The sequence below is a fragment of the Rhodococcus sp. P4_B6 genome (assembly GCF_056402215.1).
In genome coordinates, this window is the sequence record NZ_JBFUHV010000029.1 from 69,189 (window position 1) to 82,563 (window position 13,375).

Consider the following 13,375-nt stretch of genomic DNA (forward strand, 5'->3'; position numbering starts at 1 on the left):
TCATCTCATCGATCATCCCTGACGGAAGTAGGTAGATATGCGAATTGGTGTAGACGGACGCAAGATTCCCGAGAGCCGTGCTCGGGGTCCCGTGAGCAGCCTCGAACACGCCGACGAACTCGGTATGGCCGGCTTGTTCTTCCGGACGGTGCTCGATATGAGCCCGGCCCTGGATGCCGGCGAATTGCGCGACATCCGATCCAAGGCAGACGAACTGGGGATGTATCTGGAGACCGGTCTGGGCAAGGTCAATCCCTATGCGAACCCGGAGGCGCCGGAGCTGCGCGCCGTCGGCGACGGCGATATCGTCCTCGGCTTCCGCCGGATGATGGAAGCGTGCGCCGCCATCGATTGCCGTGAGCTGTGGGTGGCCACCGCGAACTACAAGTCGGTGTACAGCGGCCGCTGGGCATACGACCGCTTCCGCACCGACGTGACGTGGACGGAACAGCTGGRCGCAACGGCGCGTTTTCTCGGAACACTGGCTCCGATCGCACGAGACCTCGGAATCCACCTCAACCTGGAAACACACGAGGAGATCACGTCGTTCGAACTCGTCCGGCTGGTGGAGGCGGTCGGCTCGGATGTAGTGGGGGTCGTGTTCGACACCGCGAACGTGCTCCAACGCCTCGAACATCCTGTCTGGGCGGCCGAACGGCTGGCGCCGTACGTGCGTCAGACGCACATCAAGGACGCCGCGATCACCTACACGGAGGGCGGTCTCGCCTACCAGATGCGCCCGTGCGGCACCGGCGTCGTCGACTTCCATCGCATTCTGCCGATACTCGCGGCGGCGAATCCGGCTCTCAATCTGACGATCGAGAACGACGAGTCGCTCGTCGACCTGCCCCGTCCCCGGCGGACGATGCTCATCGAGGCGTTCGATCCCGAATTCCTCGACGGCCATCCCGATCTGACGGTCCAGGAGATGGCGGCGTACCTGGACATGGTGCAGTCGTACGACCGGCAGCTCCGGTCGGGCGAACGGATCGACAACGCCGCCTACGCCGCGCAGCCGTACGGCTATGCGGAGACGGTGTCGTACATCAGGTCCAGTGCGGATCACGTGCGAAGCGTGTGTGCGGAATACGATCTTCCCGTCGAATCGATCACGAAGGCAGGCGATCTCGCGGAGTCGGCGCGGTGACCATCGGCGACGGCGTCGGCACGGTTGTCCGGGAACTCGGTGCGTGCGCGCGTGCGCTGGGCGAGGAATCGACCCCGCGGGAGACCATCCGCACGGCGTCGGGTCTCGGTCTGCGGCACGTGGAGTTCGCTTCGCCTTTCGTGATTTCGCCCGCACTCGATCCGACCGCCTTCCGGGCACTCGCCGATTACGGACGTTCACTCGGTGTTCGGCTGAGCTGCGCGCTGGGAATGGTATCCGCAGGGCATGCCGAACGGACCACACGATTCCGCGAGGCGGGTCGGGGCGATCTGGTTGCGGGACTGAGCAAGGCGTTGAGGGCGATCGGGGAACTCGACACCGACTACGTCCAGATCGTCGTGGGTACGCTGGACGACCGCTATGACGCGTCGGTCGGGTGGCCGGAGCAACTCGACGCCACGGCGCAGTTGTATCGGAACCTTGCCCCGGTGCTCACCGACCTGAGTCTGAAACTCGCGGTCAAAACGCACGAGGAGATCACGTCACACGAAATCCTCGCGCTCGTCGACGCCGTCGGCTCCGATCATCTGGCGGTGGCGCTCGACCCGGTCAATCTGCCGGTGAGAGGCGAGGATCCGGAGCTGGCGACCGCCCGGCTCGTACCGCACGTCGGCCGGATTCACTACGACGACGCGTGGATCACCTTCACCGGTCGCGGTCTCGCACGACGRTTGTGCCCGGGCGGTCAGGGCGACATCGACTGGGGAGCGATCTTCCGCATCCTCGACGGCGCAGGCTCCAGCGCGCCGGTCCTCGTCGACCTGCACCGCGGAGAGTTCGAGATGCCGGTGTGTGACGAACGGTGGCTTCTGCAGAACAGCGACGTCTCGCTGAGAGAACTCTCGATCCTGTCGTCCAGGGCGCGGCCCGACCGGCCTCCGGTGACGGCCACGGCGCCGCGACTGCAGGCTGCGCTGTCCGAACTGGCAACGATGACGCGCGGGACGGCGGCATGAGCGCGGTGTTGTTGTACGGAGCCACGATCGTGACAGTGGACCGTGAACGCCGGATCATCGACGACGGCGCCGTCCTGATCGACGGTGGCCTCATCAGCGTGGTCGGTGACAGCGAGGCGCTCCTCTCCGTCACGGATCGGTCCGTCCGCCGAATCGATTGCCGGGGCAAACTGGTGATTCCCGGGCTCGTCGACGCCCACGGACACGCCGGCCACTCGCTGATCAAGACGCTGGGATGTGACAGCCCGACATTCTGGATGCGAACCGTCACACCTGCGTACTTCCACGCGACGACACCGGAGTACTGGTATCACGACGGACTGGTGTCCGCGCTCGAACGCGTTCGCGCCGGAGTGACGTGCGGCGTCAGCGTCATGGGATCCCGCCCCCGCAGTGACGATCCCGAGATCTCGCTGGCTCACGCGCGCGCCTACCGAGAGGTCGGAATACGCGACGTGGTGTGTGTCGGGCCGGCGGGTTTGCCGCTGCCCCATCCGGTCACGGACTGGTCCGGCGGAGTTCCCCGGCGACGCGAGGTCGGATTCGACGAGATGCTGTCCGGCGCGGAATCGGTGATCGAGACGGTCGACGGCTACGAGGGCGATCTCACGTCTGTGTTCCTGACACCCTTCACGATCGTCCCCTCGGTCGATCCGTCCCATCCGTCGCGACCCGACGTTGCCACCAATCTCACCGAAGGCGATCGCTACCAGGCGCGCCGGATCAGGGAAGCAGCGGAGCGCTGGGGTGTCCGCATCCACTCGGATGCGTTCGGTGGCATGGTGCGGCTCGCGGCGAAGGACCGGGAGTATGCGCTCCTCGGGCCGGACGTCCACCTGCAACATTGCACGGGCTTGTCTGCCGAGGMGGTCGCGATCCTGGCGGAGACCGGGACGTCCGTGGGGCATGCGCCGGGAGGACGTGCGCCGGTTCCTCAGATGCTGCAGGCAGGCATCACCGTTGCGGTCACCACCGACGGGTCGTCGCCGCGGCGTCCGTTCGACCTCCTGCAGGCCGCGCGCGCCGTGCAGGCCGCCAATCAGCTTCTCGCCGACGATCCCTACCTGCTGCCACCGGGCCGTTTGCTCGAGATGATCACGATCGATGCGGCCGCGGTCCTCGGGATGTCCGGTGTCATCGGATCCATCGAAGTGGGCAAACGCGCCGATCTCGCGATTCTCGACATGCGCAAGCCGCATCTCGTACCCAACTGGATGCCGGTGCACCGCCTCGTCTACGAGGCGACCGGAGCCGACGTGCACACGGTGATCGTCGGGGGAACGGTCGTCATGGAAGACCGCACCGTGTGCGGCGTCGACGAGACGGCAGCACTGGACGAGGGAGACCGGCACGCCCGACTGCTCGTCGAACGTGCCGGCCTGGCGCACCACCTCACCGATCCCGGATGGCGAAGCAACAGGCGCGAATTCGACGAGCCGATCGGGGTGACCGTGCCATGACGGAACCGGTGGTCAGGATGACTGCGGCCCACGTCCTGGCCCATCGCGACGGCGATCACATTCTCGTCTCCGACGGGGAGATCGTCTATCGGGGCGCGCGGATTCTGCACGCGGGACGGGGATGGGACGGCCCGGTCGACGAGACGATCGACTGCGGCGACGCTCTGATCATGCCGGGATTCATCGACCTCGATGCGCTGGCAGACATCGATCACGCGCTGCTCGATTCCTGGGCGACACCCGATCTGGCACTCGAGCATCAGTGGTCGGCCGACTACTTCCGATCGCGGCGGCGCGACGTGTTCGACGTACCCGAGCGTGCCGTCATCCGCGAATATGCTCTGTCGCAGCTTCTTCGGCACGGCGTCACCACCTTCATGCCGATCGCCTCCGAGACCCACAGCAGTTGGGCGGAGACCTGTGACGACATGGTCGAGGTCGCGCGGATCGCGGAGCGTCTCGGAATTCGTGGATATCTCGGCCCCGCCTACCGGTCCGGCGTCAACGTCGTCGACGGTGGACGCCGGACAGTGCTGTTCGACGAGGAACGAGGCCGAGCCGGGCTCCGAGATGCCGAGCGCTTTCTCGACTATGCCGCCGACCACGGCGGCGATCTCGTACACGGCGCTCTCCTGCCCTGCAGGATCGAGACCCTGACAAGGGAACTGATGGCAGCGACCGCACAGCTGGCGCTTGCCCGCGACGCCGTGGTGCGACTGCACTGCATGCAGGGTGGGGTGGAGTTGGCGCTGCTCGACGAGTGGTACGGGATGCGCCCCGTCGAACTCCTCGAAGCGTCCGGACTCCTGGCGACGCGTCTGCTGGTGCCCCACGGCATTCATCTCGGCGCGCCGGGCGGTGGCGGGCGGCAGGCCGACCTGCGCCGACTCGCCGAGGCGGGTGTCACCATCGTGCATTGCCCGATGACATCCATTCGGTACGGAGCCGTGCTGGACTCGTACGACCGGTATCGAACGGCCGGTGTCCACATCGCCCTGGGAACCGACTCATTCCCCCCGGACCTCGTCCGCGGCATCGACTACGGCACCCATCTCGCCAAACTTGCCGACAGGTCACTCGCGGCGGGTGCCACAGCCGACTACCTCCGTTCGGCGACGCTCGGCGGTGCTCRTGCCCTCGGCAGAACCGATCTGGGCCGCCTGCAGCCCGGAGCGAGTGCCGACTTCATCGTGGTCGATCTCGCCGACTTCGCCATGGGGGTACGCGACGATCCGCTCCGCACCCTCACGATGAACGGATCGGCCCGCGACGTCCGCCGGACGGTGGTCGCAGGCCGCACCGTCATCGTCGACGGCGTCGTCCTCGGTGCCGACCAGTCGCGGCTGCAGGCTCGCGCGCAGGCCCTGTTCGAACGCATGAGGGCGGCATACAGCGAACGCGACCACCGACGCAGACCACCGGCCGAACTGTTCCCTCCGACCTTCCCCGACATCACGAAAACCACGACACCGAAGAGGTATTCGCATGATCAATCCTGAGCGCTCCCACCTCGTCGAAGGCAGTCACTGGGTCAGCCCGTTCAACTTCGACGCCACCGTCCAGGCGCAGTTCGACTGGCCTTCACCGTTCGCGCTGATCGACAGCACCCTGCGGAAGACGCTTTTCACCGCGGGCGCAACGACGTCGATGGACGGATTCGTCCGGATCGCGGCGGCGCTCGGTGCGGCGGGAATCCGGGAGGAAAGCATCAACATCAACTGGGGTGGCGGAGCGTCACCGCTGCCGCGCGAAGCGGCGCTCGTTCGTGCCGTCGCCGCCCGGGACTTCGGATTCCGGCTCAATGTGTACGCCGACACCCTGCTGTCGGACGGAGAGAACTACCAGCAGGTCGGCATGAAGGAAACCGTCGATCAACTGCACGAATGGGGAGTGCGCACGTTCGCGCCGGGCATCGTCCCGGCGCCCTCGGCCCCCGCCCGGTCACGTCAGTACCGCGATCTCGAGAAGTTCTTCGAGTACGTGCGTGAGCTGGGTGGCGACGCCACGATCACGCTCGCCAACGTGGGCCGCCGCGACTTCGACGATCTGGTGGCAGCCTGCAACGTCGCCGTCGCGCTCGGTGCGCGGCGTCTCGATCTGATGGACTCGACCAGCAGTCTCGGCCCCGAAGCGATGAAACTGTTCGTCCGGACGTTCCGGGAGCGCCTGGTCGAGGACGTGCCGATCACCATGCATGTGCACGACGACTTCGGCCTCGGCACCGCCACGGCCGTCGCGGCCGCGACGGCAGGCGCGAGCCCGGACGTGTCGGTGTCCGGAATGTCCTACCGTGCCGGCTTCGCCGCGCTTGAGGAGGTGGTTCTCGGTCTCGAAGTTCTCTACGGCGTCGACACGGGGATCCACGTCGAACAGCTGACGCCCCTGGCGCAACTCGTGGCGTCGGAAAGTTCGGTGAGCCTGCCGCCCCTCAAGCCGGTGGTCGGAGGATATGCCCACCTCAAGCACATGCCCGGTGACGTCATCGCTGCGATCACCGGGGGACCGGACGTGTTCCCGCCCGTCTCGTCGTGCGTGAGCCCCGCAGTGGTGGGAGGTCGGCAGGAGTGGGTGTGGGACAGCCTGACCACTGCTCGGATGGCGGAGGTGCTGCTGCAGTCGCTCGGACTCGATGCGGACGCGGAGGAGATCGCGTTCGTCCGCAGCTCGCTGGACGACGCAGTGGCCGCGGTGACGTCCTATCCGCGGTGGTTGAGCGCCGGGGACGCGTCCCGCGTGGCGGAGGAAAGCCTCGCACTCTATCGGCGCGCGAGCGCACATGCCTGACATTGCCGTCGTGACGCTCAACGCCCTGGACGAGTCCGCTCTGGAGAAAGAACTATTGATCTGCACGCCGTCGCGGACCTGGGCAACCGCGGTGCTGTCCGCACGCCCCTACGTCGACCGTGCGGACCTGCTTGCTGCGGCCGGGGAAGCGTGGAATTCCATGACGTCCGAGGACGTCGCGATGGCGCTGGAGAGCTATCTTCCGCTTTCGGACCCACCAGACTCGGCCCATGCCGCAGCCGAGCACTGTGCACTCGTCGCCAGCTCGGCCGGGAGACTCGCCGTGCTGCGTGAGAGGGAGTCCCGGTATCGCGCTCGGTTCGGCTTTCCCGTGGTCATCGCGGCGAAGGGGCTCACTCTCGACCGGATCCTGGCGGATATCGACGAAAGGGTGACCAACGGCCGGCCCGACGAGTTGGTGGTTGCACAACGCCACATGGCGGCAATCGGAGAGGGGAGGCTCGCGACGTTGATCGCGAAGTGTGAAGAGGACGGGTGAACTGCGATACATTCGGGCCGATGATCACGACTGTCGAAGCGAGCACCCGGACACCTCCCGGTCGGTGGTACGACAGCTTCCACGCAGCGGCCGCCGTCCTGGAGGCGTTCGGATGTGCCCCGTCGGACGCCGGCAGGTGTGTGGCGGTGGTGGCGACGGATCTCGGTGTCTGGGTGTTCGAGGGTGATCCGAGGTCGACGGTGGACGCGGTCATCCATGCCGTGGAGCGGGCGATCGTCGCCGGCGGGCAGGCGTTCGTGCTGGGATGCGCCGCTGTGAGCGGGACGGATCAGAAGGTCGTGCGGACGCTTCGGGTTCCTGACGGCGACAGGATGGCCGCGGCCGCCGCGATGGCGCGCGAACTCGTCGCCGATACGCAGGAGCCGATCAGAACAGCACCGGGTCGTCGAAACCGGGAGTGTGCTCGAGGGCCAGCAGTTCACGTTTGGTGAGCGTGCCGCCACCGGCGGAGAAGCCGCCCACCTGCCCGCCGGCGGCGAGGACGCGATGGCACGGGATCACGACCGGCAGCGGATTGCGGCCCAACGCCTGACCGACGGCCTGCGCGGCGCCCGGCTTGCCGAGTTCCGCGGCGATGTCGCCGTAGGTGAGGGTGGTGCCCGGGTCGATCGCGCGGGTGATGTCGTATACGTGGCAGTCGAATTCCGGGACCCCCTCGAAGTCGAGGTCGATCCACCGTAGATCGTCGAGGGCGCCGCCGAGATGTTCACGTATTCCGTCGATGGCCCGCTGGATGGGCGCAGGAGGCTGGTGCTCCACCGCGTCCGGGAAACAGTGTTCGAGACGCTGCCGCGTGGATTCGGGTGAACCTTCGGGTAATTGCACACCCACGATCCCCGCGGCCCGCCACGCGATGGCGCAGGTGCCGAGGGCGGTGTCGAACAGGGCGATTCCTGTGGTCACCAGCCCAGTATGCCTCCGACCTCCGACACACACCGTCCGTGAACCGCGGTCGGCGGAAGTTCGATCACCGGCCGCGGCCGCCGGAGCCCTGACGTCTCGAATCAGGCCAGTCCGGATCTTCTGGACTGCTCGACTGGTCGGGAAAGATGCCGCCGAGGGGTGCGCCGATCCGGAACTGCTCCAGGCGAAATACCCCTTTACCTCCCTCTTTGGGGCCGAAATGTGCGACCGCCGCGGCCAGGAGGGCCATGCACAGGAGCGTGATCAGTGTCGTCATGGATCCGAGCTTCGCGAGAACTGGCTTGGAGTTGAATAGCCAAGGGGTTGATACTGGACTGCATGATGACTCGTGTACTCGGAGCACGCTCCCTGGCCAGGGACCTCGGCAACTGGCAGGACGACAGTGGCCGCCGCTCGGCGGCGCGACCCGCCTACAGGGCACTGGCCGAGAGCATCCGCCTGCTCGTGCACGACGGCCGCATCCCGCTGGGTGTCGCGTTGCCGAGTGAACGCGAACTGGCGTCGGTGCTGGAGTTGAGCCGGACCACGATCACGTCGTCGTATTCGGTGCTCCGGGACGAGGGTTATCTCATCAGCAGGCAGGGGTCGCGCAGCACGGTCGCGCTGCCGCTCGGGGCGCGGCAGAACGGGCTGATGTTCCGGGCACACCAGCCCGGGTCCGACGGTGCGGTGGTCGACCTCAGTTACGCCGCGATGGCCGCTCCCGCCGAAGCGGTCGAACAGGCCTACGCCTATGCGTTGCAATCACTTCCGCAGTTCCTTCCGACTCACGGAATGGAGCCGGTGGGCATCGGCGCGTTGCGGGACGTGATCGCGGCCCGCTACCGGGCGCGGGGACTCGAGACCTCGCCCGAGCAGATCATGGTCACGTCCGGTGCCCAGCACGCGCTGCGGCTGCTCCTCAACGTGCTGACGGCGCCGGGGGAGCGGGTGCTGGTCGATCACCCCACGTACCCCAACGCGCTGGAGGCGATCCGCAGGGTCGGTGCGCGTCCGGTCCCCGTTCCCGTGCGGCCGGAAGGTGGTGCGTCGGGGGCGTGGGATCTCGACGGAATCCGCAGCGCCGCCCGGCAGACCGCGGCCCGGATGGCGTACCTGATTCCGGACTTCCACAACCCCACCGGGCTGTGCCTGGACGCGTCCGGGCGGGCCGAACTGGCGCGGATCGCGCGCGACACCCGCATGACCCTGGTGGTGGACGAGACGATGGTCGACCTGTGGCTCGACGAGCCGTCACCGGGTCCGGTCGCGGCGTACGGCAAGGGAGCGGCGAAGTCGGAGGTCGTGACGATCGGGTCGGCGGCCAAGTCGTTCTGGGGTGGGCTGCGCGTCGGCTGGATTCGTGCGGATCCGGCGCTGATCACCCGGCTCGCCGGGGCGCGAGCGGCGGTCGATCTGGGGACACCGGTGATGGACCAGCTCGCGGCGGCGCATCTGCTGTCCGACGACGACCTCGTTCTCACGCGTCGCCGTGCGGAGCTGCGGGAACAGCGGGGCGCGATGCTCGACGCGCTCGCCGACCGCCTCCCGGACTGGATCCCGACCATCGGTTCGGGAGGGATGTCGCTGTGGCTGCGGATGCCCGCGCCGGTCTCGACGGCACTGGCGGCGACGGCCCCCAACTTCGGGGTGCTGCTGGCGGCGGGACCGCGGTTCGGGGTGGAGGGCGCGTTCGAGCGGTTCGTCCGGCTCCCGTACGCGCGGACGTCCGACGAGTTGCGCCGCGGCGTCGACGGCATCGCGGCGGCGTACGAGACGCTGGCCGTCGACCGTGAGCTCGCGGAACCGTCCCTCGTCGTCTGAGCACGTGAGTGGCAAAGCGTGCTCGAGCACGCTTTGCCACTCACCTGGGGGTCAGGCCCAGACGGTGTCGATGTCGACGCCCTCGCGGGCCGGCGGGGTGGGAGCGCCGGCGGGGGTGCGGGAGAACCGGGGCGCCGGGGCGTGCTGGGTGACGCCGTCGAGGTCGATCAGCGACCCGCGGGCGGCGATGTGCTCGTTGGACGGCGCCTCCTCGAACGTCAGCACCGGGGACACGCAGGCGTCGGTGCCGAGGAAAATGGCAGCCCACTCGTCGCGCGTCTTCGACAGGAACTTCTCGGCGAAGACCTTCTTCATCTGCGGCCACGCCGACACGTCCATCTGCTGCGGCAGTTCGGCGGGGTCGAGTTCGAGGCCCCGCAACAGCAGGGCGTAGAACTGCGGCTCGATCGAGCCCACGGCCATGTACTTGCCGTCGGACGTCTCGTAGGTGTCGTAGAACGGCGCACCGGTGTCGAGCAGGTTGACGCCCCGCTCGTCGGACCAGACGCCGCGGCCGCGGAACGCCCACATCATGTGCGACAGGGCCAGCGCGCCGTCGACCATCGCCGCATCCACGACCTGCCCCTTGCCGGACGACTGGCGTTCCACCAGCGCCGATAGGATCCCGAAGATCAGGAACATCGAACCGCCGCCGAAGTCGCCGACCATGTTCAGCGGCGGCACCGGACGCTCACCCTTGCGGCCGATGGCGTGCAGGACACCGGTCAGCGAGATGTAGTTGATGTCGTGCCCGGCCGCGCTGGCCAGTGGACCCTCCTGGCCCCAGCCCGTCATCCGTCCATACACCAGGCGCTCGTTGCGCTCCAGGCAGACGTCCGGGCCCAGTCCCATGCGCTCGGTGACCCCGGGCCGGAAGCCCTCGATCACGACGTCGGCGCGCTCGATCAGACCGAGCACCTTCTCGACCTGCGCGGGGTCCTTCAGGTTGGCCTCGACGACGCGGCGACCACGCTGGATCTGGTCATACGGACCGTCCGGCGGGATCACTCCGGGCCGCTGGACGCAGACCACATCGGCGCCGAGATCGGCCAGGAGGGCGGCGGCGTGCGGGCCCGGTCCGAGGCCTGCGAATTCGACGACGCGAATGCCCGCGAGGGGGCCCTTCTTCTCTGAAACTGGAGCAGACACGCGAGTTCCTCATTCCGGTGCGAGACGACCTGTCGAATCGACGTTAACTTGCGGTCGCCGGGCCGTGTGCCCCGGGTCACGGGATGCCGCCGTGGGTGACCCCGCGCTCTTGCCTGCCCACGGGTGCGCGGGGCACAGTTGATTCATGAGTCTTCAGGGTGAGCTCGTGAGTTTCGTGGCCAGCACCGATCTGGACGTCTCGGAGATGTTCTACGTGGAGACCCTGGGGCTGACGCGCGTCTCACGGGACGAGTTCGCGTTGGCCCTCGACTGCAATGGGGCTCTGCTCCGGGTCACGCTGGTGCAGGCGAAGGCCGACACCGGGTACACGGTGCTGGGGTGGRAGGTCCCCGACCTGAACAAGGTCGTCGAATCACTGCGCAGCAAGGGCATCGATTTCACCGAGTACCCGGGGATGGATCAGGACGAGCACGCGGCGTGGCTCGCACCGGACGGCATCCGTGTCGCGTGGTTCCGGGATCCGCACGGCAATGTGCTGTCGCTCTTCGAGGATCCGAACTGACGAGCGTCAGCCGCGGCCGGCGAGCAGTGCCTCGGTAGCCGCCCACAGCCGCGCGGCGAGTCCGGCGTCCCGTGCGTCCTTGCCGGGCTGAACGACCTTGCAGCCCTTGACGTACTGGCCGGTGAACTTGCCGCTCTCCGTGGCGGTCGCGGTCCACACCGCGGTCTCCGCTGCCTTGGCGACCTCGGCCATGAACGGTGTCAGGAGTGTGCCGACCACCTGGTGGCCGAACGGCAGACCCCGGCCGAGGGCGGTACCGCGGACGAATCCGGGGTCGGCGCAATTGACGACCAGCCTCGCGGGGTCGGACCGGCGCGCCAACTCGCGGGTGAACAGGGTCAGGGCGAGTTTCGAGTTGTTGTACGCGCGCTGGCCGTGGAACGTGTCCTTCGCGCCGTCGAGGTCGTCGAAGTCGACGCTGCCGCCGCGATGTCCCGACGAGCTGATGTCGACGATCCGCGACGGACGCCGGAACCCGGCGGCGTCGGCCGTCGACGCCCGCGCCATCGCCGGAGCCAACGTCGTCGCCAGCACGAACGGCGCGAGGTAGTTCACGGCGAACGTCTCTTCGATGCCGTCGACCGTCAGCCGGCGCTGCCCCACGTCGACGCCCGCGTTGTTCACCAGCACGTCGATCCGCGGGAACCGATGCAGCAGTTCCCCGGACAGCGTGCGGACCCGGCCGAGCGAGGACAGATCGGCCAGCGCCGAGTGCAGTATGTCGCGGTCCGCGCTCTCGGACAGGTCGGCGATCGCTGCGTCGATCCTGTCCTGGTCCCGGCCGACCAGGACGACGGTGGCGCCGCGCTGCGCGAGTTGGCGGCAGGTCTCCAGGCCGAGGCCCGAGGTGGCGCCGGTGACCACCATGGTGCGGCCTGCGAGGTCGTTCGACTCGGTCATTCTCGCCTCCCGAATGCAGGTCTCTACGAGAGTAGGGCAACCGGCAGGGGCGCAACGGGGAACGAGCTGACGGTCCCGCTAGCGCCGGTGCTCGTACCCCAGCCAGGCCCGCCGGCGCTCACCGAGCGGATCGTTCTCCACCCTGCTCGTGTCGTCGATGACGAGCGTCTCCCGGCGCTCCGGCGAGTACCGCGGCCATCCCGGTGCGGGCGTCCCGTGCCGGGCGAAATGCAGCCAGTGCGACTGGACGGTGTCGGTGACGGCCCGCAGCCCGCGGCGTCCCCCGAGCGCGGTGAGCAACCGCGCCCACGTCCCGGTCAGCCCGAACACCGCGTACAACTCCGTGGCGTGGGTGGCGCCCAACCCGAGGATGCGGAGCAACCGGGGTGCGAAGTCGTACCGGTAGCTGTAGGTCGGGGCGACGGTCGTGTGGCCCTGCGCGCACAGGACGGACGGTTCCCAGAACGTCACGTCGCCTCCGAGGTCCGCGGCCGCTCGCCGGCCGGGATAGCCGGGGTAGGCGGCGATCGCCCGCTCCTTCACCGCCACGTCGACGTGCGAGAACATCTTGTCGATCCGGGTGGGATCGGTGGGCAGGATGTTCAGGAACCGGGGAAAGACCCTGCCCTCGTGGCGGTTCGTGCCGATGATCAGCGGAACGGGATGCCCGGATCCGGACCCGAAACTGTCGAGCGGATGGGTGGGAAGGAAGAAGCCGTCGACGACGGGCGCGAACGCGCGGGTTCCGGGTTCCTCGTCGGCGCCCCGGTGCGCCAGCGTCGTCCCCGCCGCGACGAAGTCGGCCGGGTCGGCGGTCTCGAGCCACGTCGCGGCCTCGGACAGCGGGACCCCGGCGATCTCGAGGAATTCGCGCGACCACCGCGCCGCCCGGTCGGGGTGGTAGGCGGAGGCCACCGGTGGGCTCTCGGCGATGGCCCGCGCGAAGAGGCCTTTCGCGGCGGGTGTGGTCATCAGGGTGGTGACGGCGTTGGCGCCCGCGGATTCGCCGAAGACGGTGACGTTGTCGGGGTCGCCGCCGAATTCGGCGATGTTGCGCTGGACCCATTCGAGTGCGGCCACCTGGTCGCGGAGGCCGAGGTTGGAGTCGAAAGGTCTTTCGGGGGTGGAGAACTGGGTGAAGTCGAGGTATCCGAGCGATCCGAGGCGGTAGTTGATCGACACGTACAC

13 protein-coding genes are annotated in these 13,375 nt (G+C 68.1%); 8 read left to right on the forward strand and 5 right to left on the reverse strand.

What is annotated here, in order from left to right; translation table 11 throughout:
- Positions 1 to 37 precede the first annotated feature (37 nt).
- From AC1DWT_RS16780 to AC1DWT_RS16805, 6 genes are read left to right on the forward strand one after another with little or no spacing between them, the layout of a single operon-like run.
- Positions 38 to 1,147, forward strand: a complete 1,110-nt coding sequence (locus AC1DWT_RS16780) for a sugar phosphate isomerase/epimerase family protein (protein ID WP_477921473.1) — start codon at positions 38 to 40, stop codon at positions 1,145 to 1,147.
- The gene (locus tag AC1DWT_RS16785; protein WP_477921475.1) at positions 1,144 to 2,124 is read left to right on the forward strand and encodes a sugar phosphate isomerase/epimerase family protein; all 981 of its coding nucleotides are present in this window, start codon (positions 1,144 to 1,146) and stop codon (positions 2,122 to 2,124) included. The genes AC1DWT_RS16780 and AC1DWT_RS16785 overlap by 4 nt, the downstream gene beginning before the upstream one ends.
- Positions 2,121 to 3,584, forward strand: coding sequence for an amidohydrolase family protein (locus tag AC1DWT_RS16790; protein WP_477921477.1), 1,464 nt, complete (start codon positions 2,121 to 2,123; stop codon positions 3,582 to 3,584). Before AC1DWT_RS16785 ends, AC1DWT_RS16790 begins: the two co-directional genes overlap by 4 nt.
- Before the next feature lie 17 nt (positions 3,585 to 3,601).
- Positions 3,602 to 5,083, forward strand: a complete 1,482-nt coding sequence (locus AC1DWT_RS16795; RefSeq protein ID WP_477921479.1) for a chlorohydrolase family protein — start codon at positions 3,602 to 3,604, stop codon at positions 5,081 to 5,083.
- Positions 5,070 to 6,368 carry a hypothetical protein gene (locus AC1DWT_RS16800; RefSeq protein ID WP_095861262.1) on the forward strand — a complete coding sequence of 433 codons (1,299 nt, stop codon included), beginning with the start codon at positions 5,070 to 5,072 and terminating at the stop codon, positions 6,366 to 6,368. Before AC1DWT_RS16795 ends, AC1DWT_RS16800 begins: the two co-directional genes overlap by 14 nt.
- Positions 6,361 to 6,867 carry a 2-oxo-4-hydroxy-4-carboxy-5-ureidoimidazoline decarboxylase gene (locus AC1DWT_RS16805; protein WP_072937343.1) on the forward strand — a complete coding sequence of 169 codons (507 nt, stop codon included), beginning with the start codon at positions 6,361 to 6,363 and terminating at the stop codon, positions 6,865 to 6,867. The genes AC1DWT_RS16800 and AC1DWT_RS16805 overlap by 8 nt, the downstream gene beginning before the upstream one ends.
- Before the next feature lie 387 nt (positions 6,868 to 7,254).
- Here the strand turns inward: AC1DWT_RS16805 and AC1DWT_RS16810 are convergent, their stop codons facing one another.
- Positions 7,255 to 7,791 (reverse strand): methylated-DNA--[protein]-cysteine S-methyltransferase, encoded by a 537-nt coding sequence (locus AC1DWT_RS16810; protein ID WP_095861261.1) that lies wholly within the window; start codon positions 7,789 to 7,791, stop codon positions 7,255 to 7,257.
- 64 nt (positions 7,792 to 7,855) lie between these two features.
- Positions 7,856 to 8,068 carry a hypothetical protein gene (locus AC1DWT_RS16815; protein WP_387485277.1) on the reverse strand — a complete coding sequence of 71 codons (213 nt, stop codon included), beginning with the start codon at positions 8,066 to 8,068 and terminating at the stop codon, positions 7,856 to 7,858.
- Between the two features lie 62 nt (positions 8,069 to 8,130).
- Between AC1DWT_RS16815 and yczR the strand changes: the two genes are divergently transcribed.
- On the forward strand, positions 8,131 to 9,615 hold the full coding sequence (yczR, locus tag AC1DWT_RS16820; protein ID WP_095861260.1) for a MocR-like transcription factor YczR: 1,485 nt from the start codon (positions 8,131 to 8,133) through the stop codon (positions 9,613 to 9,615).
- Between the two features lie 51 nt (positions 9,616 to 9,666).
- On the opposite strand, the gene AC1DWT_RS16825 is transcribed toward yczR, so the two are convergent.
- Positions 9,667 to 10,764 carry a CaiB/BaiF CoA transferase family protein gene (locus AC1DWT_RS16825; RefSeq protein WP_477921481.1) on the reverse strand — a complete coding sequence of 366 codons (1,098 nt, stop codon included), beginning with the start codon at positions 10,762 to 10,764 and terminating at the stop codon, positions 9,667 to 9,669.
- A gap of 145 nt (positions 10,765 to 10,909) precedes the next feature.
- Here AC1DWT_RS16825 and AC1DWT_RS16830 point away from each other — a divergent pair, with 145 nt between their 5' ends.
- Positions 10,910 to 11,287 (forward strand): VOC family protein, encoded by a 378-nt coding sequence (locus AC1DWT_RS16830; RefSeq protein ID WP_477921482.1) that lies wholly within the window; start codon positions 10,910 to 10,912, stop codon positions 11,285 to 11,287.
- Positions 11,288 to 11,293: 6 nt separating this feature from the next.
- On the opposite strand, the gene AC1DWT_RS16835 is transcribed toward AC1DWT_RS16830, so the two are convergent.
- Together AC1DWT_RS16835 and AC1DWT_RS16840 are read right to left on the reverse strand one after the other, a co-directional pair.
- Positions 11,294 to 12,187, reverse strand: a complete 894-nt coding sequence (locus AC1DWT_RS16835) for an SDR family oxidoreductase (protein WP_072937338.1) — start codon at positions 12,185 to 12,187, stop codon at positions 11,294 to 11,296.
- 78 nt (positions 12,188 to 12,265) lie between these two features.
- A partial coding sequence (locus AC1DWT_RS16840) for a carboxylesterase/lipase family protein (protein WP_477921483.1) occupies positions 12,266 to 13,375 on the reverse strand: 1,110 nt, incomplete at its 5' end.